31 protein-coding genes are annotated in these 17,012 nt (G+C 50.0%); 2 read left to right on the top strand and 29 right to left on the bottom strand.

Annotated elements, in window-relative coordinates; all coding sequences use genetic code 11:
- The first annotated feature begins 231 nt into the window (after nt 1-231).
- A complete protein-coding gene (locus ABEA14_RS16415; protein WP_345341471.1) occupies nt 232-1,479 on the top strand; it encodes an HD-GYP domain-containing protein in 1,248 nt (415 codons plus the stop codon).
- A gap of 317 nt (nt 1,480-1,796) precedes the next feature.
- Here ABEA14_RS16415 and rplQ read toward each other — a convergent pair whose 3' ends face one another.
- The 28 genes from rplQ to rpsJ form a co-directional block, all read right to left on the bottom strand.
- A complete protein-coding gene (gene rplQ / locus ABEA14_RS16410) occupies nt 1,797-2,201 on the bottom strand; it encodes a 50S ribosomal protein L17 (protein WP_345341469.1) in 405 nt (134 codons plus the stop codon).
- A 35-nt stretch (nt 2,202-2,236) separates the two neighbouring features.
- The gene (locus ABEA14_RS16405; RefSeq protein ID WP_345341467.1) at nt 2,237-3,226 is read right to left on the bottom strand and encodes a DNA-directed RNA polymerase subunit alpha; all 990 of its coding nucleotides are present in this window, start codon (nt 3,224-3,226) and stop codon (nt 2,237-2,239) included.
- 30 nt (nt 3,227-3,256) lie between these two features.
- Complete coding sequence (rpsD, locus tag ABEA14_RS16400) at nt 3,257-3,877, bottom strand: 30S ribosomal protein S4 (RefSeq protein ID WP_345341465.1); 621 nt, start codon at nt 3,875-3,877, stop codon at nt 3,257-3,259.
- 30 nt (nt 3,878-3,907) lie between these two features.
- On the bottom strand, nt 3,908-4,297 hold the full coding sequence (gene rpsK, locus ABEA14_RS16395) for a 30S ribosomal protein S11 (RefSeq protein WP_114340026.1): 390 nt from the start codon (nt 4,295-4,297) through the stop codon (nt 3,908-3,910).
- Between the two features lie 16 nt (nt 4,298-4,313).
- The gene (gene rpsM / locus ABEA14_RS16390) at nt 4,314-4,670 is read right to left on the bottom strand and encodes a 30S ribosomal protein S13 (RefSeq protein WP_345341462.1); all 357 of its coding nucleotides are present in this window, start codon (nt 4,668-4,670) and stop codon (nt 4,314-4,316) included.
- 113 nt (nt 4,671-4,783) lie between these two features.
- Complete coding sequence (rpmJ, locus tag ABEA14_RS16385; RefSeq protein ID WP_083938388.1) at nt 4,784-4,897, bottom strand: 50S ribosomal protein L36; 114 nt, start codon at nt 4,895-4,897, stop codon at nt 4,784-4,786.
- A 24-nt stretch (nt 4,898-4,921) separates the two neighbouring features.
- Nucleotides 4,922-6,244, bottom strand: a complete 1,323-nt coding sequence (secY, locus tag ABEA14_RS16380; protein ID WP_345341457.1) for a preprotein translocase subunit SecY — start codon at nt 6,242-6,244, stop codon at nt 4,922-4,924.
- A 21-nt stretch (nt 6,245-6,265) separates the two neighbouring features.
- Nucleotides 6,266-6,700, bottom strand: coding sequence for a 50S ribosomal protein L15 (gene rplO, locus ABEA14_RS16375; RefSeq protein WP_345341455.1), 435 nt, complete (start codon nt 6,698-6,700; stop codon nt 6,266-6,268).
- 4 nt (nt 6,701-6,704) lie between these two features.
- Nucleotides 6,705-6,887 carry a 50S ribosomal protein L30 gene (gene rpmD / locus ABEA14_RS16370; RefSeq protein ID WP_345341453.1) on the bottom strand — a complete coding sequence of 61 codons (183 nt, stop codon included), beginning with the start codon at nt 6,885-6,887 and terminating at the stop codon, nt 6,705-6,707.
- Between the two features lie 6 nt (nt 6,888-6,893).
- Nucleotides 6,894-7,394 carry a 30S ribosomal protein S5 gene (gene rpsE / locus ABEA14_RS16365; RefSeq protein ID WP_345341451.1) on the bottom strand — a complete coding sequence of 167 codons (501 nt, stop codon included), beginning with the start codon at nt 7,392-7,394 and terminating at the stop codon, nt 6,894-6,896.
- A 9-nt stretch (nt 7,395-7,403) separates the two neighbouring features.
- Entirely contained in the window at nt 7,404-7,757 is a 354-nt protein-coding gene (gene rplR / locus ABEA14_RS16360) for a 50S ribosomal protein L18 (protein ID WP_345341449.1), read from the bottom strand.
- A 9-nt stretch (nt 7,758-7,766) separates the two neighbouring features.
- A complete protein-coding gene (gene rplF, locus ABEA14_RS16355; protein ID WP_345341447.1) occupies nt 7,767-8,300 on the bottom strand; it encodes a 50S ribosomal protein L6 in 534 nt (177 codons plus the stop codon).
- Nucleotides 8,301-8,313: 13 nt separating this feature from the next.
- Nucleotides 8,314-8,706 carry a 30S ribosomal protein S8 gene (gene rpsH, locus ABEA14_RS16350; protein WP_345341445.1) on the bottom strand — a complete coding sequence of 131 codons (393 nt, stop codon included), beginning with the start codon at nt 8,704-8,706 and terminating at the stop codon, nt 8,314-8,316.
- A 17-nt stretch (nt 8,707-8,723) separates the two neighbouring features.
- The gene (gene rpsN, locus ABEA14_RS16345; protein ID WP_345341443.1) at nt 8,724-9,029 is read right to left on the bottom strand and encodes a 30S ribosomal protein S14; all 306 of its coding nucleotides are present in this window, start codon (nt 9,027-9,029) and stop codon (nt 8,724-8,726) included.
- A gap of 11 nt (nt 9,030-9,040) precedes the next feature.
- A complete protein-coding gene (gene rplE, locus ABEA14_RS16340) occupies nt 9,041-9,580 on the bottom strand; it encodes a 50S ribosomal protein L5 (protein ID WP_345341440.1) in 540 nt (179 codons plus the stop codon).
- Between the two features lie 13 nt (nt 9,581-9,593).
- Nucleotides 9,594-9,908, bottom strand: a complete 315-nt coding sequence (gene rplX / locus ABEA14_RS16335) for a 50S ribosomal protein L24 (protein ID WP_345341438.1) — start codon at nt 9,906-9,908, stop codon at nt 9,594-9,596.
- A gap of 11 nt (nt 9,909-9,919) precedes the next feature.
- Nucleotides 9,920-10,288, bottom strand: a complete 369-nt coding sequence (rplN, locus tag ABEA14_RS16330; RefSeq protein WP_114340014.1) for a 50S ribosomal protein L14 — start codon at nt 10,286-10,288, stop codon at nt 9,920-9,922.
- A gap of 171 nt (nt 10,289-10,459) precedes the next feature.
- Nucleotides 10,460-10,708, bottom strand: a complete 249-nt coding sequence (rpsQ, locus tag ABEA14_RS16325; protein WP_345341435.1) for a 30S ribosomal protein S17 — start codon at nt 10,706-10,708, stop codon at nt 10,460-10,462.
- Nucleotides 10,708-10,899, bottom strand: coding sequence for a 50S ribosomal protein L29 (gene rpmC, locus ABEA14_RS16320; RefSeq protein ID WP_345341433.1), 192 nt, complete (start codon nt 10,897-10,899; stop codon nt 10,708-10,710). The genes rpsQ and rpmC overlap by 1 nt, the downstream gene beginning before the upstream one ends.
- Nucleotides 10,899-11,312, bottom strand: coding sequence for a 50S ribosomal protein L16 (gene rplP, locus ABEA14_RS16315; RefSeq protein WP_345341431.1), 414 nt, complete (start codon nt 11,310-11,312; stop codon nt 10,899-10,901). The genes rpmC and rplP overlap by 1 nt, the downstream gene beginning before the upstream one ends.
- A gap of 11 nt (nt 11,313-11,323) precedes the next feature.
- Nucleotides 11,324-12,010 (bottom strand): 30S ribosomal protein S3, encoded by a 687-nt coding sequence (gene rpsC, locus ABEA14_RS16310; protein WP_345341429.1) that lies wholly within the window; start codon nt 12,008-12,010, stop codon nt 11,324-11,326.
- 12 nt (nt 12,011-12,022) lie between these two features.
- A complete protein-coding gene (rplV, locus tag ABEA14_RS16305) occupies nt 12,023-12,355 on the bottom strand; it encodes a 50S ribosomal protein L22 (protein ID WP_345341427.1) in 333 nt (110 codons plus the stop codon).
- 10 nt (nt 12,356-12,365) lie between these two features.
- Nucleotides 12,366-12,644, bottom strand: coding sequence for a 30S ribosomal protein S19 (rpsS, locus tag ABEA14_RS16300; RefSeq protein WP_114340008.1), 279 nt, complete (start codon nt 12,642-12,644; stop codon nt 12,366-12,368).
- A gap of 18 nt (nt 12,645-12,662) precedes the next feature.
- Complete coding sequence (gene rplB, locus ABEA14_RS16295) at nt 12,663-13,487, bottom strand: 50S ribosomal protein L2 (RefSeq protein ID WP_345341422.1); 825 nt, start codon at nt 13,485-13,487, stop codon at nt 12,663-12,665.
- 17 nt (nt 13,488-13,504) lie between these two features.
- Nucleotides 13,505-13,807 carry a 50S ribosomal protein L23 gene (rplW, locus tag ABEA14_RS16290; RefSeq protein WP_345341420.1) on the bottom strand — a complete coding sequence of 101 codons (303 nt, stop codon included), beginning with the start codon at nt 13,805-13,807 and terminating at the stop codon, nt 13,505-13,507.
- Nucleotides 13,804-14,409 carry a 50S ribosomal protein L4 gene (gene rplD / locus ABEA14_RS16285; RefSeq protein WP_345341418.1) on the bottom strand — a complete coding sequence of 202 codons (606 nt, stop codon included), beginning with the start codon at nt 14,407-14,409 and terminating at the stop codon, nt 13,804-13,806. Before rplD ends, rplW begins: the two co-directional genes overlap by 4 nt.
- 18 nt (nt 14,410-14,427) lie before the next feature.
- Nucleotides 14,428-15,066 (bottom strand): 50S ribosomal protein L3, encoded by a 639-nt coding sequence (gene rplC, locus ABEA14_RS16280; RefSeq protein WP_345341416.1) that lies wholly within the window; start codon nt 15,064-15,066, stop codon nt 14,428-14,430.
- Nucleotides 15,067-15,100: 34 nt separating this feature from the next.
- Nucleotides 15,101-15,412, bottom strand: a complete 312-nt coding sequence (gene rpsJ / locus ABEA14_RS16275; protein WP_345341414.1) for a 30S ribosomal protein S10 — start codon at nt 15,410-15,412, stop codon at nt 15,101-15,103.
- 319 nt (nt 15,413-15,731) lie between these two features.
- On the opposite strand from rpsJ, the gene ABEA14_RS16270 reads away from it, so the two are divergent.
- Nucleotides 15,732-16,856, top strand: coding sequence for a hypothetical protein (locus tag ABEA14_RS16270; protein ID WP_345341412.1), 1,125 nt, complete (start codon nt 15,732-15,734; stop codon nt 16,854-16,856).
- An 82-nt stretch (nt 16,857-16,938) separates the two neighbouring features.
- On the opposite strand, the gene ABEA14_RS16265 is transcribed toward ABEA14_RS16270, so the two are convergent.
- Nucleotides 16,939-17,012 (bottom strand): EF-Tu C-terminal domain-related protein (locus ABEA14_RS16265; RefSeq protein ID WP_202814033.1); only part of this gene is annotated, 74 nt, incomplete at its 5' end.

The raw sequence follows: 17,012 nt of genomic DNA, 5'->3' as shown, positions 1-17,012 counted from the left end.
ACCTGTTATTTCTTTCCGCTGCCTCGCCCTGAGCGAGTGAGGCGGCATTATAGGGACCTTAATCTCATCGTCAACGCTTTTTTGATAGAAAATAACTAATCGCTCATCTATTAACCAAAAGTTGCGATACACCAAAAAAAAGCTATCTGAGTACCAAACTTATAACCGTTAACTTTTCCCTTTAAGAACCGTGTATTAGCATTAGGTAAGGACGATAGGACTGGGTAACCAATGAGCGGCATTAAATTATCGGTACACCGACTGCAAAAAGGTCTCTACATTCGACTCCCTGTCAGTTGGCGTAGTCACCCGTTTTTATTCAACAGCTTTAAAATTAAAGACGATGGCCAGATCGCGCTGATCAAGCAGCTAGGGATCAGTCATGTCATCGTTATGCCTGATAAAAGTGACGCGGCACCGCTAAAAGCGGATGCCGATATTGTTCCGGTAACCGCTGAAGATAAACAAGCACTGGAAGAACTGCAGGACCAAAAAGAGCAGCGGATAGAGGCATTACAAGACTATCGTAGAGATATGCAGAAGTGCGAAAAGGCATTCGAACGCTCAGTCGCTCAAGTTCGCTCTGTTATGTCGAAAGTGACTTCTCGACCGCTTAATGCAATATCAGAAGCAAAAGAGTTAGTAGAAGGCATGGTTGACACCCTGCTAAATCAGGATGAGATGGTACTTCACCTGATGAATGAAACTAAGGAAGGTGAAAACCTCTATTACCACTCCCTAAACGTTTCAGTGCTCAGCATGCTTTTAGGAAAGTCCAAAGGCCTGAGCAAAGATGAAATAACTTGGTTGGGCATGGCCGGACTATTCCATGACATAGGTAAAATGAAGATCCCTACACAGATCCTCAACAAAACCGGCCCTCTGAATACCGCGGAGAAGAACTTTCTCCAGCTACACCCCAAATATAGTATTGAACTACTTGCCCATGGTGAGGACTTTCCAGAGCAGGCGACTACCATTATTTCTCAACATCACGAATATGCCGATGGCAGTGGTTACCCCAAAGGATTAACGGCGGAAAAACTATCTCCGTTGAGTCTGCTGCTTGCATTGGTCAATGAGTATGACTCTCTGTGTCATCCAAACGACATCAAGAAAGCAAGAACGCCCTACTCCGCACTCTCTTACATCTTTAAAAGCTGTAAATCAAAATTTGCAGCGGAAGATATTGAGCTGATGGTGAAACATCTGGGGGTTTTTCCCCCTGGAACAGTGGTGCAATTGAGTAACAACCAAGTAGGACTTGTCATCTCGGTGAATCAGACCAAGCTACTTTATCCTAACGTGCTGCTTTACGATCCAGGTATTCCCCGCACAGAAGCAACCATCGTCAACTTAGAAGAGGTGGATTTCTCTATTGCAAAGGCACTTCCACCTAGAAGGTTGAAGCCCGAAGTTTACGAATATCTGAATCCAAGAACGAGGATCAGTTACTACTTCGACAATAAAGAAAAGTAATACCAATCCGCATAAAGATATGGTCAACCAGGAAGTCTGGGCAAGTTCAATTCAAGGCGCAGTCATGCAGCAATGGTTGTTCCCTTGCAAATGGCTGCAACGTAGAAGTGGGCTTGCCCAGACTTACCCGTAGGACGGGTTTTAAATCACTTAATGCTGCGTTAGCTAATTTCGGCGTAGAACAACTATGCCTTCAAACACCTGCCTTGCCTCAAGCGATTTAAATTCCCGCTGGTAGATCATATTCTTATGCGGATTGGTATGACAGACACAAAAAAGCCGGGCATTGCCCGGCTTTTTAAAAAAGATGCGATAGCTTATTCAGCGTTCGCTTCTTCGTTTTCTACGTCAGCTTCTTCAACTACTGGACGGTCAACAAGCTCGATGTAAGCCATCGGCGCATTGTCACCGGCACGGTAGCCGCACTTCAGGATGCGGGTGTAACCACCTGGACGCTCCTGGTAGCGAGGACCCAGTTCGTTGAACAGGGTACCAACAACTTCTTGATCACGGGTGCGAGCAAATGCCAAACGGCGGTTTGCAACGCTATCAGCTTTAGCCAATGTGATTAGAGGCTCAACTACGCGACGCAGCTCTTTAGCTTTAGCAACGGTAGTTTTAATAACACCGTGGCGAACAAGCGAGCCTGCCATGTTACGGAACATGGCCTGGCGGTGGCTGCTGTTACGGTTCAGCTGACGACCACTTTTACGATGGCGCATGATCTATATCCTTCTCACTAAACCTGTGAACCTGATTAGTCTTTGTCTACGAGGCTGGCTGGAGGCCAGTTCTCGAGACGCATACCCAGAGACAAACCACGAGACGCCAGAACATCTTTGATCTCAGTAAGAGATTTCTTACCAAGGTTAGGCGTTTTAAGTAGTTCAACCTCGGTACGCTGTACCAGGTCACCAATGTAATGGATCGCTTCTGCTTTCAAACAATTAGCAGAGCGTACTGTCAGCTCCAAGTCGTCAACAGGACGAAGGAGAATCGGATCAAATTCCGGCTTCTCTTCTTTCTGTTCCGGCTCACTGATGTCACGCAACTCAACAAACGCATCCAGCTGTTCTGCCAGGATGGTAGCGGCACGACGAATGGCTTCTTCCGGCTCAATAGTGCCGTTAGTTTCCATGTCGATAACCAGCTTATCGAGGTTAGTGCGCTGCTCAACACGTGCCGCATCTACATTATAAGCGATGCGAACAACCGGGCTGAAAGATGAGTCCAGCAGCAAACGACCAATAGGACGCTCGTCTTCATCGCTGTTTGCACGCGCAGTTGCTGGAACGTAGCCACGGCCACGCTCAACGCGGATGCGCATGCTGATTTCACCTTCGCCGGTCAATGTGCAGATCACATGATCCGGATTTGCAATCGCGATATCGCCGTCATGAACAATATCACCTGCAGTTACAGGGCCCGCGCCACTCTTACTCAGAGTAAGTACGGCCTCATCTTTACCGTCCAAACGAACGGCAAGTTGCTTAAGGTTCAGAAGAATCTCAATGATATCTTCCTGTACACCTTCTTTACTGCTGTACTCGTGCTGAACACCATCAATTTCTACTTCGGTAACAGCACAGCCGGGCATTGACGACAGCAAAATCCGACGAAGCGCATTACCTAAAGTGTGGCCAAAACCACGCTCGAGTGGCTCGAGTGTAACTTTTGCGCGACACGCGTCGATGGCGTCGATGTCGACTAACCGCGGCTTGAGAAATTCTGTAACAGAACCCTGCATTGTGTCCTCTCTTAAGACTTGGATCCGGCCTTACTTAGAGTAAAGCTCCACAATCAACTGTTCGTTGATTTCAGCAGACAGGTCGCTGCGCTCTGGAAGGCGCTTGTACGTACCTTCTAGTTTCGCTGCGTCTACTTCGATCCAGGTTGGCTTCTCGCGCTGCTCTGACAGTTCGAGAGCAGCCTTGATACGAGCCTGCTTCTTGGCCTTTTCACGAACGCTGATCACGTCGTTTGGCTTAACGGCGAAAGATGGAATGTTTACCACTTGTCCGTTTACTTGAATAGCCTTGTGGCTTACCAGCTGACGTGCTTCAGCACGTGTAGCGGCAAAGCCCAAACGATAAACAACGTTATCCAGACGGCCTTCTAACAATTGAAGCAGGTTTTCACCGGTATTACCTTTAAGACGAGCTGCCTCGCCATAGTAATTACGGAACTGCTTTTCCAGGACGCCGTACAGACGACGTACTTTTTGCTTCTCGCGAAGCTGTACACCGTAGTCAGACAGACGACCTTTACGCGCACCATGTTGACCAGGTACGTTATCGATCTTGCACTTGCTATCGATCGCGCGAACACCACTCTTCAAGAAAAGATCGGTGCCTTCGCGACGGCTAAGTTTGAGTTTTGGACCCAAATATCTTGCCATGTTCTTTCTCCAATCGGTCCGAAAACGCCGTTAAACGCGACGTTTCTTAGGCGGACGGCAACCGTTATGAGGAATAGGTGTCACATCAGTAATGTTAGTGATGCGATAACCTGCTGCGTTCAATGCGCGAATCGCTGATTCACGACCTGGCCCAGGGCCTTTTACGAACACTTCAAGGTTTTTCAGACCGTATTCCTGCGCGGCAACACCGGCGCGTTCCGCAGCTACCTGAGCAGCAAACGGAGTGGACTTACGAGAACCACGGAAGCCTGAACCACCGGCAGTTGCCCAAGAAAGAGCATTACCCTGGCGGTCAGTGATGGTCACGATAGTGTTGTTGAAAGACGCATGAATGTGCGCCATTCCGTCAGCAACCTGCTTTTTTACACGCTTACGTGTGCGAGCTGGAGCTTTAGCCATAATGTATTACCCCCGCTTACTTACGAATTGGCTTGCGTGGACCTTTACGGGTGCGCGCATTAGTTTTAGTGCGCTGACCACGTAGAGGCAAGCTGCGACGATGACGAAGGCCACGGTAACAACCGAGGTCCATCAGACGCTTGATGTTCATGGATACTTCACGACGCAGATCACCTTCAACAGTGAATTGACCTACAACTTCGCGAAGCTTGTCGATTTGTGTCTCGTCCAGATCACTAATTTTAGTGGTTTCGGCGATACCTGACTGGCTCAAGATCTCTTGAGCGCGGGTTTTTCCGATACCATAAATAGCAGTCAGTGCAATCACTGCGTGCTTGTGATCAGGGATGTTAATGCCAGCGATACGGGCCACTAACACATCTCCTATTCGTTGGCTATTGGTTGAAAAGCCCGTAAGGATACTCAACCATTCGGCCATTTGCAAACTAAGATGGTGGGCCTAAGGGCCGCACCATCACCAGATTTTTAGCCTTGCCTTTGCTTATGCTTAGGCTCACTGCAGATCACACGTACCACACCGTGGCGTTTGATCACTTTGCAGTTACGGCACATTTTCTTAACGGATGCGCGAACTTTCATTTTTCACTCCGTATGGACGCCACCTTAGCGGCTATAGCCTTTAAGGTTGGCTTTCTTCAGGATCGAATCATATTGATGAGACATCAAATGAGTCTGAACCTGTGCCATGAAGTCCATGATAACTACAACGATAATCAGCAAAGATGTACCGCCGAAGTAGAACTGTACGTTCCATGCAATCATCATGAATTCAGGAACCAGACAAACAAACGTGATATACAGCGCGCCAGCCAGCGTTAAGCGAGTCATGACTTTATCGATGTAACGTGATGTCTGCTCACCTGGGCGGATACCCGGGATGAACGCACCAGACTTCTTCAGGTTTTCTGCCGTCTCGCGTGGGTTAAATACCAACGCGGTATAGAAGAAGCAGAAGAAGATAATAGCTGCTGCATACAACATTACGTACAGCGGTTGACCCGGCGACAATGCCAAAGACACATCCTGTAGGAATCCTAGGGATTCGTTCTGTCCAAACCACTGAGCCAGTGTGCCTGGGAACAGGATGATGCTTGAAGCAAAGATCGGTGGAATCACACCAGCCATGTTTAGCTTAAGCGGCAAGTGGGTGCTCTGCGCTGCAAAGACTCTACGTCCCTGCTGACGCTTCGCGTAGTTAACCACTATGCGGCGTTGGCCACGTTCAACAAATACTACAAAGTAGGTGACTGCGCATATAACCGCCGCAATCAACAACAGTAACAGCGGCTGGATTTCGCCTTGGCGAGCCTGCTCAGCTGTTTGACCGATGGCAGTAGGCAATCCGGCAACAATACCTGCAAAAATCAGGATTGAAATACCGTTACCGATACCGCGCTCAGTAACCTGTTCGCCCAACCACATCAGGAACATGGTACCTGTTACCAGGCTCACTACTGCAGTAAACGTGAAACCAAATCCAGGTGTAATCACCAGACCTGGCATCAGGTTAGGTAAGCCAGTCGCAATACCAAACGCTTGGAAAGTAGCAAGTATCAAAGTCCCGTAACGGGTGTACTGGCTAATCTTCTTACGTCCGGACTCGCCTTCCTTCTTAAGTTCAGCGAGTTGCGGGCTTACTACTGTCAGTAGCTGCATGATAATCGATGCCGAAATATACGGCATGATACCCAGTGCCAAGATAGAGGCACGTTCCAAAGCACCACCGGAGAACATGTTGAACATTTCAACGATGGTGCCTTTCTGTTGCTCGAACAGCTCGGCCAGTACTGCGGCGTCAATGCCAGGAATAGGCACAAAAGAACCTGCCCTGAACACAATGATTGCGCCAATCACAAACAGAAGACGTTGCTTTAACTCGCTAAGTCCGCCGCCTTGACTCTTGGTATCCAACCCTGGCTTTGCCATAAGTACTTTCCTACTTCGAAATTATTCTGCGATTGAGCCGCCAGCGGCTTCAATTGCAGCACGTGCGCCTTTAGTTACCTTCAGGCCTTGTACGTTTACTGCGCGGCTGATTTCGCCAGACAGAACGACTTTCACGTGTTTGATGTTTTTCTTCACCAGACCGGCTGCTTTCAGAGTTTCCAGAGACACGATGTCGCCTTCCACTTTAGCAATTTCGTTCAGGCGTACTTCGTCTGCTACCAGAGACTTACGAGAAGTAAAACCGAACTTAGGCAAACGCTGCTTGAGAGGCATTTGACCGCCTTCGAAGCCTGCGCGTACGCCGCCGCCTGAGCGTGACTTCTGGCCTTTGTGACCACGGCCACCGGTCTTACCCAGACCAGAACCGATACCACGACCTACACGCTTACCAGCGCTTTTTGCACCAGCAGCAGGTGATAGAGTATTCAGACGCATCAGATTAACCCTCCACCTTAACCATGTAATACAGCTGGTTGATCATGCCGCGTACTGCAGGCGTGTCTTCCAGTTCAACAGTGTGACCGATGCGACGCAGACCAAGACCTTTAAGAGTCTCTTTGTGCTTCGGCAAACGACCGATAGCGCTGCGAGTCTGGGTCACTTTGACAGTTTTCTTTGCCATGGTGTCTTACCCCAGAATGTTTTCAACGGTCAAACCGCGCTTAGCAGCTACCTGCTCAGGCGACTTAACGCCAACCAGACCATCGATAGTAGCGCGAACTACGTTGATTGGGTTGGTTGAACCATATGCCTTAGCCAGTACGTTCTGTACACCAGCCACTTCAAGAACGGCACGCATCGCACCACCGGCGATGATACCTGTACCTTCTGACGCAGGCTGCATGTAAACACGCGAACCTGTGTGACGACCCTTAACAGGGTGGTACAGAGTGTTACCGTTCAGCTGTACGGTGTTCATGTTACGGCGTGCTTTTTCCATCGCTTTTTGGATGGCAGCAGGCACTTCACGTGCTTTACCGTAACCGAAACCGACACGACCATTGCCGTCACCTACGACAGTCAATGCTGTGAAGCTGAAGATGCGACCACCTTTAACCACTTTAGATACACGGTTAACGGCGATCAGCTTTTCATTCAGATCACTTTGCTGTTGTTCTACTTTCGCCATGATCTACTCCTAGAACTTAAGGCCCGCTTCGCGCGCAGCTTCCGCCAGCGCAGCGACACGACCGTGATACTTGAAGCCACTACGGTCAAAAGCGACGCTTTCAACGCCCTTTTCTACCGCGCGCTCAGCAACCAGCTTGCCAATAGTCTTGGCAGCTTCTACGTTACCGGTGCTTTTCAGCTCCTCACGTACCGCCTTCTCAGCAGTTGATGCTGCTGCCAGCACTTCACTACCAGTTGCGGCGATGACCTGAGCGTAGATATGACGCGGAGTGCGGTGAACCACCAAACGTGCAGCACCCAGCTCCTGGATTTTCTTACGTGCGCGAGTCGCGCGACGCAGTCGAGATGCTTTCTTATCCATCGTCTTACCTTACTTCTTCTTAGCCTCTTTACGGCGCACGTTTTCGTCAGCATAACGAACACCCTTACCTTTATAAGGTTCAGGCTTACGATATGCGCGAATGTTTGCAGCCACCTGGCCCACCAACTGCTTATCTGCACCAGTCAGAACGATTTCGGTCTGGCTTGGACATTCTGCAGTGATACCTTCAGGCAGTTCGTACTCAACTGGGTGAGAGAAGCCCAGAGAAAGGTTCAGAACCTTACCCTTAGCTTGGGCACGATAACCCACACCAACCAGTTGCAGTTTACGAGTGAAACCTTCGCTAACACCTACCACCATGTTGTTGGCAAGTGCACGTGCGGTACCGGCTTGTGCATTGGCACCAGCCACGCCTTCAACAGGTGCGAAAGTCAGGACGTTTTCTTCCTGCTTTACAACAACACCCGCATTGAAAGTGCGGTTCAAAGTACCTTTGCTACCCTTGATTGTCAGATCCTGGCCTTTTAGCGTAACTTCAACGCCAGCAGGAATGTTTACGGGTGCTTTTGCTACTCGAGACATTACCTACCTCCTATTACGCTACGTAGCCAATGATCTCGCCGCCCATACCCGCTTTGCGAGCTGCACGGTCTGACATCAGGCCTTTAGAAGTAGAGACAATGGCGACACCAAGGCCGTCAAGAATCTTAGGAAGCTCGCCTTTCTTCTTATAAATACGAAGACCAGGACGGCTTACTCGTTGGATGGTCTCTACCACCGGTTTGCCCTCGAAATACTTCAGGGCGATCTCTAGTTCCGCTTTAGGACCTTCTGAAACAGAGTAGTCAGCGATGTAACCTTCTTGCTTCAATACTGCTGCGATAGCAGTTTTCAGCTTAGAAGAAGGCATTACAACTGATACCTTGTTGGCAGACTGGCCGTTACGGATACGAGTGAACATATCTGCAATCGGATCTTGCATGCTCATATCTGCTTCTCCTCTGCTTACCAGCTAGCCTTGCGAAGGCCAGGAACTTCACCACGCATTGCTGCTTCACGCAATTTGATACGGCTCATGCCGAACTTGCGCAGGTAGCCATGCGGACGACCCGTTACACGACAACGGTTACGCTGACGTGAAGAGCTGGAATCACGCGGAAGAGTCTGCAGCTTAAGGCTTGCATCCCAACGCTCTTCTTCAGAGCTTTCAGGATTCGCGATAATTGCTTTCAGTGCCGCACGCTTTTCAGCGTACTGGGCAACCAGCTTTGCACGCTTTGCTTCGCGTGCTTTCATCGAAGATTTTGCCATAACCCTACACCTTACTTACGGAATGGGAAGTTGAAGGCAGCCAACAGAGCACGCGCTTCCTCATCGGTAGCAGCAGTCGTGGTAATGGTGATATCCATACCGCGTACTTTGTCTACCTTGTCGTAATCGACTTCAGGGAAGATAATTTGCTCGCGAACACCCATGCTGTAGTTGCCACGGCCGTCGAATGACTTAGGGCTTACGCCACGGAAGTCACGGATACGGGGCATAGCAATACATACCAGGCGTTCGAAGAACTCCCACATACGTTCGCCACGTAGGGTTACTTTGCAGCCAATCGGATAGCCTTCACGGATTTTGAAACCCGCTACTGACTTGCGAGCCTTGGTTACAATTGGCTTCTGGCCAGAGATCGCCTGCATATCTGCCTGCGCGTTCTCTAGAAGCTTCTTGTCTGCCAATGCCTCGCCGACCCCCATGTTAAGGGTGATCTTCTCAATCCGAGGGACTTGCATGATGCTGCTGTAGCTGAATTCTTTCTTCAGCCCAGGCACTACCGACTCTTTATAGAAATCATGCAGTTTCGCCATCGTACACTCCAGATTAAGCTATTACTTCGTTAGAAGATTTGAAGATGCGAACTTTTTTGCCATCTTCAATCTTGAAACCTACACGATCGGCCTTGCCAGTCGCAGTGTTGTAGATTGCAACGTTAGAAACGTCGATTGCAGCTTCCTTCTCAACAATACCGCCTTGAACCTGCAGGTGCGGGTTAGGCTTCTGGTGCTTCTTGATCAGGTTGATACCTTCTACAACGACTTTGCCAGTAGTAAGCACAGACAAAACTTTGCCACGCTTACCTTTGTCTTTACCGGCCAAGACGATCACTTCATCATTTTTACGGATTTTTGCTGCCATCAGAGACCTCCTTAAAGTACTTCTGGAGCCAGAGACACAATCTTCATGAACTTCTCCGTACGAAGTTCACGTGTCACAGGGCCAAAAATACGAGTACCGATGGGCGCGTGTTGCGTGTTCAGCAACACAGCGGCGTTGTTGTCAAAACGGATAAGAGAACCATCCTGACGACGCACGCCCTTCCTGGTGCGCACAACCACCGCGTTCAGGACATCACCTTTTTTAACTTTACCGCGCGGAATTGCTTCCTTAACAGTAACTTTAATGATGTCGCCGATATTCGCGTAGCGGCGGTGCGAACCACCGAGGACCTTAATACACTGTACGCTACGAGCGCCGCTGTTATCTGCGACGTCTAGCATAGTCTGCATCTGGATCATTTCAGTGCTCCGCTATTTACTTCAAATAGCCAATTACACACGTAATTGGGCTGCCTTACCTTCGAAAAGGCGCGGCAGTATACCACTAGAAATTTATCATTCCTAGTAAAAAAACAAGGGCCCCGCGAAGGGGCCCTTGAACGCTTTTTAACCAGTTGTTATGACAGGTTTTTACTTAGTAATGACTTCAACCAAAGTCCAAGACTTAGTCTTAGACAGAGGACGACATTCCTTAATAGAAACTTTGTCACCAACTTTACACTGGTTGTCTTGATCGTGTACGTGCAGCTTAGTGGTACGCTTGATGTACTTCCCGTAGATTGGGTGCTTCACCTTACGCTCGATAGCAACAGTGATGGACTTGTCCATCTTGTCACTTACCACAGTACCCTGCAGTGTACGAATTACTGTTTCGCTCATTACGCACCTGCCTTCTGTTTCAACACAGTTTTAACGCGCGCGATATCGCGACGCACATTTTTGAGCAGGTGAGTCTGAGACAGCTGACCTGTGCTCTTCTGCATGCGCAGATTAAACTGCTCACGGAGGAGGTTCAGCAGTTCAGCGTTCAGCTCTTCAACGCTCTTTTCACGTAGTTCGCTGGCATTCATCACATTACCGTCCGTATTGCAAAGGTGGTCTTAATTGGCAGTTTAGCGGCTGCAAGAGAGAACGCTTCACGTGCCAGATCTTCTGGAACGCCATCCATTTCGTACAGGACTTTGCCAGGCTGAATCTGGGCAACCCAGTATTCAACGTTACCTTTACCTTTACCCATACGAACTTCAAGCGGCTTACCGGTAATCGGCTTATCAGGGAAAACCCGGATCCAGATCTTACCTTGACGCTTAATGTGACGTGTCATTGCACGACGCGCTGCTTCAATCTGGCGAGCAGTCAAACGACCGCGACCAGTGGCCTTCAGGCCGAAGCTGCCGAAGCTTACCTTGTTACCGTTCAGAGCCAGACCGCGGTTACGGCCAGTCATCTGCTTACGGAATTTAGTACGTTTTGGTTGCAACATGGTCGGATCTCCTACTTGCTGCCTTTACCTTTACGCTTAGGCGCTTGTGGCTCTTCAACTGGGTTGAAACCACCAAGTACCTCACCTTTGAAGACCCATACTTTGACACCGATGATGCCGTAAGTAGTCAGTGCTTCAGAGGTTGCGTAGTCGATATCAGCACGCAGAGTATGAAGTGGTACACGACCTTCACGGTACCATTCGGTACGCGCGATCTCGGCACCGCCAAGACGACCGCTTACTTCAACCTTGATGCCCTTCGCGCCCAGACGCATAGCGTTCTGAACAGCGCGCTTCATAGCACGGCGGAACATAACACGACGCTCCAGCTGGCTAGAAATGCTGTCAGCTACCAATTTAGCGTCAAGCTCAGGCTTACGTACTTCTGAAATGTTGATCTGTGCAGGAACGCCAGCCAATTTGGCAACGTGCTTGCGCAGCTTTTCTACATCTTCGCCTTTCTTACCGATCACAACACCTGGACGGGCAGTGTGAATGGTAACGCGGATGCTTTTTGCCGGGCGCTCGATAACGATGCGAGACACAGAAGCGCTTTTCAGTTCCTTAGTCAGGAACGCGCGCACCTGGTGGTCACCGTGCAGGTTATCTGCGTAGTCCTTGGAATCTGCATACCAAGTTGAGTTCCACGGCTTTACGATACCGAGACGGATACCGTTTGGATGTACTTTCTGACCCATTTCGATTTCCTCTTAGCGTTCGGCCACGACCACAGTGATGTGGCTTGTGCGCTTCAGGATACGGTCAGCACGACCTTTCGCACGCGGTTTAATGCGCTTCATGGTCGGCCCCTCGTCTACGAAGACCTTAGCGACCTTCAGCTCGTCAATGTCAGCACCTTCGTTGTGCTCTGCGTTAGCAATTGCAGACTCAAGTACTTTCTTAACCAATACAGCCGCTTTCTTAGGGCTGTAGGTCAGCAGTTCAAGAGCACTTTCAACTGACTTACCGCGGATCTGGTCAGCAACCAGACGCGCTTTTTGAGCCGAAGTACGGGCAAATCGGTGTTTAGCTAAAACTTCCATCTTCTACCCCTTAACGCTTCTTGGCCTTCTTATCAGCGGCATGGCCGCGATAAGTACGAGTCGGGGCGAATTCACCCAACTTGTGGCCAACCATCTCTTCAGTAACGAATACTGGGACGTGTTGACGACCATTATGGACAGCGATGGTCAACCCAATCATATCTGGGAAGATCGTTGAACGGCGCGACCAAGTCTTAATAGGCTTTTTGTCGCCGCCTTCCACCGCTTTCTCTACCTTCTTCAGCAAGTGCAGGTCAATAAATGGACCTTTCTTGAGAGAACGTGGCATGGTGAATCCTCTTCTAAATTACTTAGTACGACGGCGTACGATGTACTTGTCGGTACGCTTATTCTTACGCGTCTTGGCACCCTTAGTAGGCATACCCCAAGGTGATACTGGATGACGGCCACCTGAGGTACGACCTTCACCACCACCATGTGGGTGATCTACTGGGTTCATCGCAACACCACGAACGGTTGGGCGAACACCGCGCCAGCGAGAGGCACCTGCTTTACCCAGCTGACGCAACATGTGCTCAGCATTACCTACTTCACCGATGGTAGCGCGACACTCAGACAGTACTTTACGCATCTCACCGCTGCGCAGACGCAGGGTTACGTAGCCGCTTTCGCGAGCAACGATTTGTACGTAAGCACCGGCAGAACGTGCGATCTGACCGCCTTTACCAGGCTTCAGTTCGACGTTGTGTACCGTGGTACCAACAGGGATGTTACGCATTGGCAGGCTGTTACCTGCTTTGATTGCCGCGTCTTCACCAGATTGCACTTTATCGCCAGCCTGCATGCCCTTAGGCGCCAGGATGTAACGACGTTCGCCATCTGCGTAAAGAACCAACGCAATGTTTGCGCTACGGTTCGGATCGTATTCCAAACGCTCAACAGTGGCTGGGATGCCATCTTTAGTGCGTTTGAAGTCGATCAAACGATAGTGCTGCTTGTGACCACCACCAATATGACGGGTAGTGATACGACCGGCGTTGTTACGACCGCCAGACTTGCTTTTCTTATCCAGCAGCGGAGCGTAAGGCTTACCCTTGTACAGGTCACCGTTAACCACTTTAACAACGTGGCGACGACCGGCAGAGGTAGGCTTGCACTTAACAATAGCCATTGGTGTACTCCTCTTACTTATTCACCGCCGCCAACAAAGTCGATCTCGCTACCTTCTTTCAGCGTAACGTAGGCTTTTTTCCAATCGTTACGCTTGCCGATACGAGCACCGTGGCGCTTGGTTTTGCCTTTGACGTTCACAGTACGAACGCCGTCAACTTCAACTTCGAACAGCTTCTCTACAGCAGCCTTGATTTCTGCTTTCTGCGCATCTGTTGCAACGCGGAACACGATAGTGTTCTGCAGTTCAGCAGAGATTGTCGCTTTTTCAGAAACGTGAGGCGCCAAAATAACTTTCAGCAGACGTTCTTCGCGGATCATGCCAGCTTCTCCTCGAGTTGCTTAACTGCGCCAGCAGTCATCAGCACCTTATCGAAAGCGATCAGGCTCACAGGATCGATACCAGCGGTATCACGAACGTCAACCTTGTACAGGTTGCGCGCTGCCAGGAACAGGTTCTCATCAACCTCTTCAGTTACGATCAGCACGTCGTTCAAATCCAGCTCTTTCAGCTTGGCATTCAGTTCTTTGGTTTTAGGAGCTTCAACACCGAAACTCTCAACCACAACAAGACGCTCCTGACGAACCAGCTCAGACAGAATGCTCTGAACTGCACCGCGGTACATCTTCTTGTTAACTTTCTGGCTGTGATCTTGTGGCTTAGCCGCAAAAGTCACACCACCAGAACGCCACAGAGGGCTACGAATAGTACCGGCGCGTGCGCGACCAGTGCCCTTCTGTTTCCAAGGCTTCTTGCCGCCACCAGCTACTTCGCTGCGAGTCTTCTGAGCACGAGTGCCCTGACGCGCACCAGCTGCGTATGCAACAACAACTTGGTGTACCAACGCTTCGTTGAACTCACGCCCGAAGATCGTCGGATTTACTTCAAGAGCGCTTTGCGCATCTTTCAATACCAATTCCATCACCAATCTCCTAAGACGTTAGGCTTTAACGGCTGGTTTAACGATAACGTCGCCGCCAGTTGCGCCTGGGACTGCACCTTTAACCAGGAGCAGCTTACGCTCTGCGTCAACACGTACCACTTCGAGAGACTGCACAGTTGTGCGCTCGTCACCCATGTGGCCAGCCATTTTCTTACCCTTGAACACGCGGCCTGGGGTCTGGTTTTGACCGATAGAACCGGGTGCACGGTGGCTCAAAGAGTTACCGTGGGTCATATCCTGAGTGCGGAAGTTCCAACGCTTAACAGCGCCCTGGAAGCCCTTACCCTTGGAAGTGCCAGTTACGTCTACTTTGGCAACGTCGTTGAACAGATCAACGTTCAACTCTGCGCCAACTTCAATATCTACGCCTTCACCATCTGCCAGACGGAATTCCCAAGTGCCACGGCCAGCTTCTACGCCAGCTTTAGCGAAATGGCCCGCTTCTGGTTTGGTAACGCGGTTTGCTTTCTTAGTGCCGGTGGTCACCTGAAGTGCGCGGTAACCGTCGTTGTCCAGGTTTTTAACCTGAGTCACGCGGTTGGCTTCAACTTCGATCACGGTAACCGGAACAGATGCACCATCTTCAGTGAAGATGCGCGTCATGCCCACTTTACGACCGACTAATCCGATAGCCATTGTTTAAACCTCTTAATCGTTTCGAGAGCTTCAATTAGCCGAGGCTAATCTGAACGTCTACGCCAGCTGCCAGGTCCAGACGCATAAGTGCGTCTACGGTCTTGTCGGTCGGCTCTACGATATCGACCAGACGCTTGTGAGTGCGGATCTCATACTGATCACGCGCGTCTTTGTTTACGTGCGGAGAGACCAGAACGGTGAAACGCTCTTTGCGCGTAGGCAGTGGGATAGGACCACGTACCTGTGCGCCAGTGCGCTTAGCTGTTTCTACGATCTCTGCGGTTGACTGGTCGATCAGACGATGGTCAAACGCCTTAAGTCGAATACGGATTCGTTGGTTCTGCATGGACCAAGCTCCAAATAAATAAAGAACAAAAAACACGCACCCTACCATCCCTCAGGAGGGAGGAGAGTGGGTTATACATATCGTTCAATCCCCAATCGGGATTGCTGTCGAGGCTTTTCTAAAGCAAACAAGCGTAAGCTTTAAATCAACCAAACTCATGACACTGCAATAAAGACTCATCACGAGTGGACGCGCATTATACGCGAAATAACCACAGCTGCAACTGTTTGATTGATTTTCGGCCAACCCTGGCAATGGGCACTGGTAGACCTGTCATTTTGAATCTAATCTTTAAGCTATGAGCCTACGCAGTAACATCATGTTATTTAGAAACTTATTGCTTATGGTGGTCGCAGTTCACGTGGGCTCAGCGTATGCAGAGCCCCAGCCCCCGCCAGCCGCGCAAGATACAGACAGCGAAGAGATCTACTTGAGCTGGGAGGAAGCAGAGCAAGTCATTCGCCCCTGCCAGCAAAATAATGTCGATAAGCTTGGCTGGTTTGACCGCGCCCACCTTTTACTGTCAGACGGCGTTTGTGAACAGGCGCTCTGGTTCGATAGCTTCTTTGGTGACATGGAGCAAAATGAAACCGCGAGTTCGTTAGTACGGATCATCACTGAAGTAGAGTGGCATCGCGAAGAGGGCTGGGACTTCAGTCCACGTATCTCGGCTAGCTTTCACCTCCCGCGCATGAATGACAGTGTACGGCTTATTATTGAAGGGGATGATGGCAGCACAAGGAGTGCATCCCGTGAGTTTAATGAATCAAGCGACCTCCGGGGCAGCGACGACGATCGCGGGCTCGCTGCAGCGTTGCGTTGGACGGTGCGTCAAGTTGAAGACAGTGACCTGGATTTTGATGCTGGCGTTCGGTTGCGCAGTGGAGAAATAGACCCCTTCACCCGTTTGAGATACCGATACAACTACGCACTGAGATATGACACGGTAGCCAAGTTCACTCAGCAATTGCGGTTAAGAAACTCCGATAAGTGGAGTGAAACTACCAGCCTGGATCTGGACCATGTGCGAGGTTCGGTCGGTTATCGCTGGGCAAACAGTGCAACATACGGTGAAGAGACCGATGGTTTTGAGTGGGAAATTAGCTTTTCCAGGGTTAAGCAATTAGACAGGAAGTCTGCCTATTCCACCTATATATCCTTCAGTGGTGCCACCGACGAAGACGACAAAAATACTGAAAGATGGCGCGTGGCCGGAAACTATCGCAGAAGTTTTTACCGTCCATGGTACTTCTTTGAAATCGAACCACAGATGAATTATGAGCGGGAATACGGTTGGGAATGGAATCCTGCTATCGTTTTCTCTGTTGAGATGCGATTTGGTAAGAGTCGCCGTGGTGCCGGTTACCGAAGAATGCCTACCGAAGAAGAAGCGCCACCACTTGACCCGGAAGAGCGCCTTCAGTCTCATGACAACGAAGGTTGATCCTATTTACACACAAAACTCTGTAGCCTAAACGCAAAAAGGGCCGCCGAAGCGACCCTTTTCAGTATTGTTGGATTATCGATTACTCGATGATCTTAGCAACAACACCGGCGCCTACTGTACGGCCACCTTCACGGATCGCGAAACGCAGACCTT

It is taken from the genome of Corallincola platygyrae, from assembly GCF_039544265.1.
GTDB lineage: Bacteria > Pseudomonadota > Gammaproteobacteria > Enterobacterales > Neiellaceae > Corallincola > Corallincola platygyrae.
The sequence above is the reverse complement of the archived record's forward strand: the minus strand, read 5'-3'. Positions and strand labels throughout refer to the sequence as shown.

Coding starts and splice junctions, on each gene's coding strand:
- rplP (WP_345341431.1), bottom strand. CDS start 11,312: ATGTTGCAACCAAAACGTACTAAATTCCGTAAGCAGATGACTGGCCGT.
- rplB (WP_345341422.1), bottom strand. CDS start 13,487: ATGGCTATTGTTAAGTGCAAGCCTACCTCTGCCGGTCGTCGCCACGTT.
- rpsE (WP_345341451.1), bottom strand. CDS start 7,394: ATGGCGAAAGTAGAACAACAGCAAAGTGATCTGAATGAAAAGCTGATC.
- rpsK (WP_114340026.1), bottom strand. CDS start 4,297: ATGGCTAAAGCTCCAGCTCGCACACGTAAGCGTGTAAAAAAGCAGGTT.
- ABEA14_RS16415 (WP_345341471.1), top strand. CDS start 232: ATGAGCGGCATTAAATTATCGGTACACCGACTGCAAAAAGGTCTCTAC.
- rplV (WP_345341427.1), bottom strand. CDS start 12,355: ATGGAAGTTTTAGCTAAACACCGATTTGCCCGTACTTCGGCTCAAAAA.
- rpsC (WP_345341429.1), bottom strand. CDS start 12,010: ATGGGTCAGAAAGTACATCCAAACGGTATCCGTCTCGGTATCGTAAAG.
- rpsH (WP_345341445.1), bottom strand. CDS start 8,706: ATGAGCATGCAAGATCCGATTGCAGATATGTTCACTCGTATCCGTAAC.
- rplO (WP_345341455.1), bottom strand. CDS start 6,700: ATGCGTCTGAATACTCTATCACCTGCTGCTGGTGCAAAAAGCGCTGGT.
- rplF (WP_345341447.1), bottom strand. CDS start 8,300: ATGTCTCGAGTAGCAAAAGCACCCGTAAACATTCCTGCTGGCGTTGAA.
- rplQ (WP_345341469.1), bottom strand. CDS start 2,201: ATGCGCCATCGTAAAAGTGGTCGTCAGCTGAACCGTAACAGCAGCCAC.
- rplC (WP_345341416.1), bottom strand. CDS start 15,066: ATGGCTATCGGATTAGTCGGTCGTAAAGTGGGCATGACGCGCATCTTC.
- rpsQ (WP_345341435.1), bottom strand. CDS start 10,708: ATGAGCGAAACAGTAATTCGTACACTGCAGGGTACTGTGGTAAGTGAC.
- ABEA14_RS16270 (WP_345341412.1), top strand. CDS start 15,732: ATGTTATTTAGAAACTTATTGCTTATGGTGGTCGCAGTTCACGTGGGC.
- rpsN (WP_345341443.1), bottom strand. CDS start 9,029: ATGGCAAAATCTTCGATGAAAGCACGCGAAGCAAAGCGTGCAAAGCTG.
- rplN (WP_114340014.1), bottom strand. CDS start 10,288: ATGATCCAGATGCAGACTATGCTAGACGTCGCAGATAACAGCGGCGCT.
- rpmJ (WP_083938388.1), bottom strand. CDS start 4,897: ATGAAAGTTCGCGCATCCGTTAAGAAAATGTGCCGTAACTGCAAAGTG.
- rplX (WP_345341438.1), bottom strand. CDS start 9,908: ATGGCAGCAAAAATCCGTAAAAATGATGAAGTGATCGTCTTGGCCGGT.
- rplE (WP_345341440.1), bottom strand. CDS start 9,580: ATGGCGAAACTGCATGATTTCTATAAAGAGTCGGTAGTGCCTGGGCTG.
- ABEA14_RS16405 (WP_345341467.1), bottom strand. CDS start 3,226: ATGCAGGGTTCTGTTACAGAATTTCTCAAGCCGCGGTTAGTCGACATC.
- rpsS (WP_114340008.1), bottom strand. CDS start 12,644: ATGCCACGTTCTCTCAAGAAAGGTCCATTTATTGACCTGCACTTGCTG.
- rpsJ (WP_345341414.1), bottom strand. CDS start 15,412: ATGCAGAACCAACGAATCCGTATTCGACTTAAGGCGTTTGACCATCGT.
- rpsD (WP_345341465.1), bottom strand. CDS start 3,877: ATGGCAAGATATTTGGGTCCAAAACTCAAACTTAGCCGTCGCGAAGGC.
- secY (WP_345341457.1), bottom strand. CDS start 6,244: ATGGCAAAGCCAGGGTTGGATACCAAGAGTCAAGGCGGCGGACTTAGC.
- rplR (WP_345341449.1), bottom strand. CDS start 7,757: ATGGATAAGAAAGCATCTCGACTGCGTCGCGCGACTCGCGCACGTAAG.
- rplW (WP_345341420.1), bottom strand. CDS start 13,807: ATGATCCGCGAAGAACGTCTGCTGAAAGTTATTTTGGCGCCTCACGTT.
- rpmC (WP_345341433.1), bottom strand. CDS start 10,899: ATGAATGCCAGCGAACTACGTGAAAAGAGCGTTGAAGAGCTGAACGCT.
- rpmD (WP_345341453.1), bottom strand. CDS start 6,887: ATGGCAAAGAAAACTGTCAAAGTGACCCAGACTCGCAGCGCTATCGGT.
- rplD (WP_345341418.1), bottom strand. CDS start 14,409: ATGGAATTGGTATTGAAAGATGCGCAAAGCGCTCTTGAAGTAAATCCG.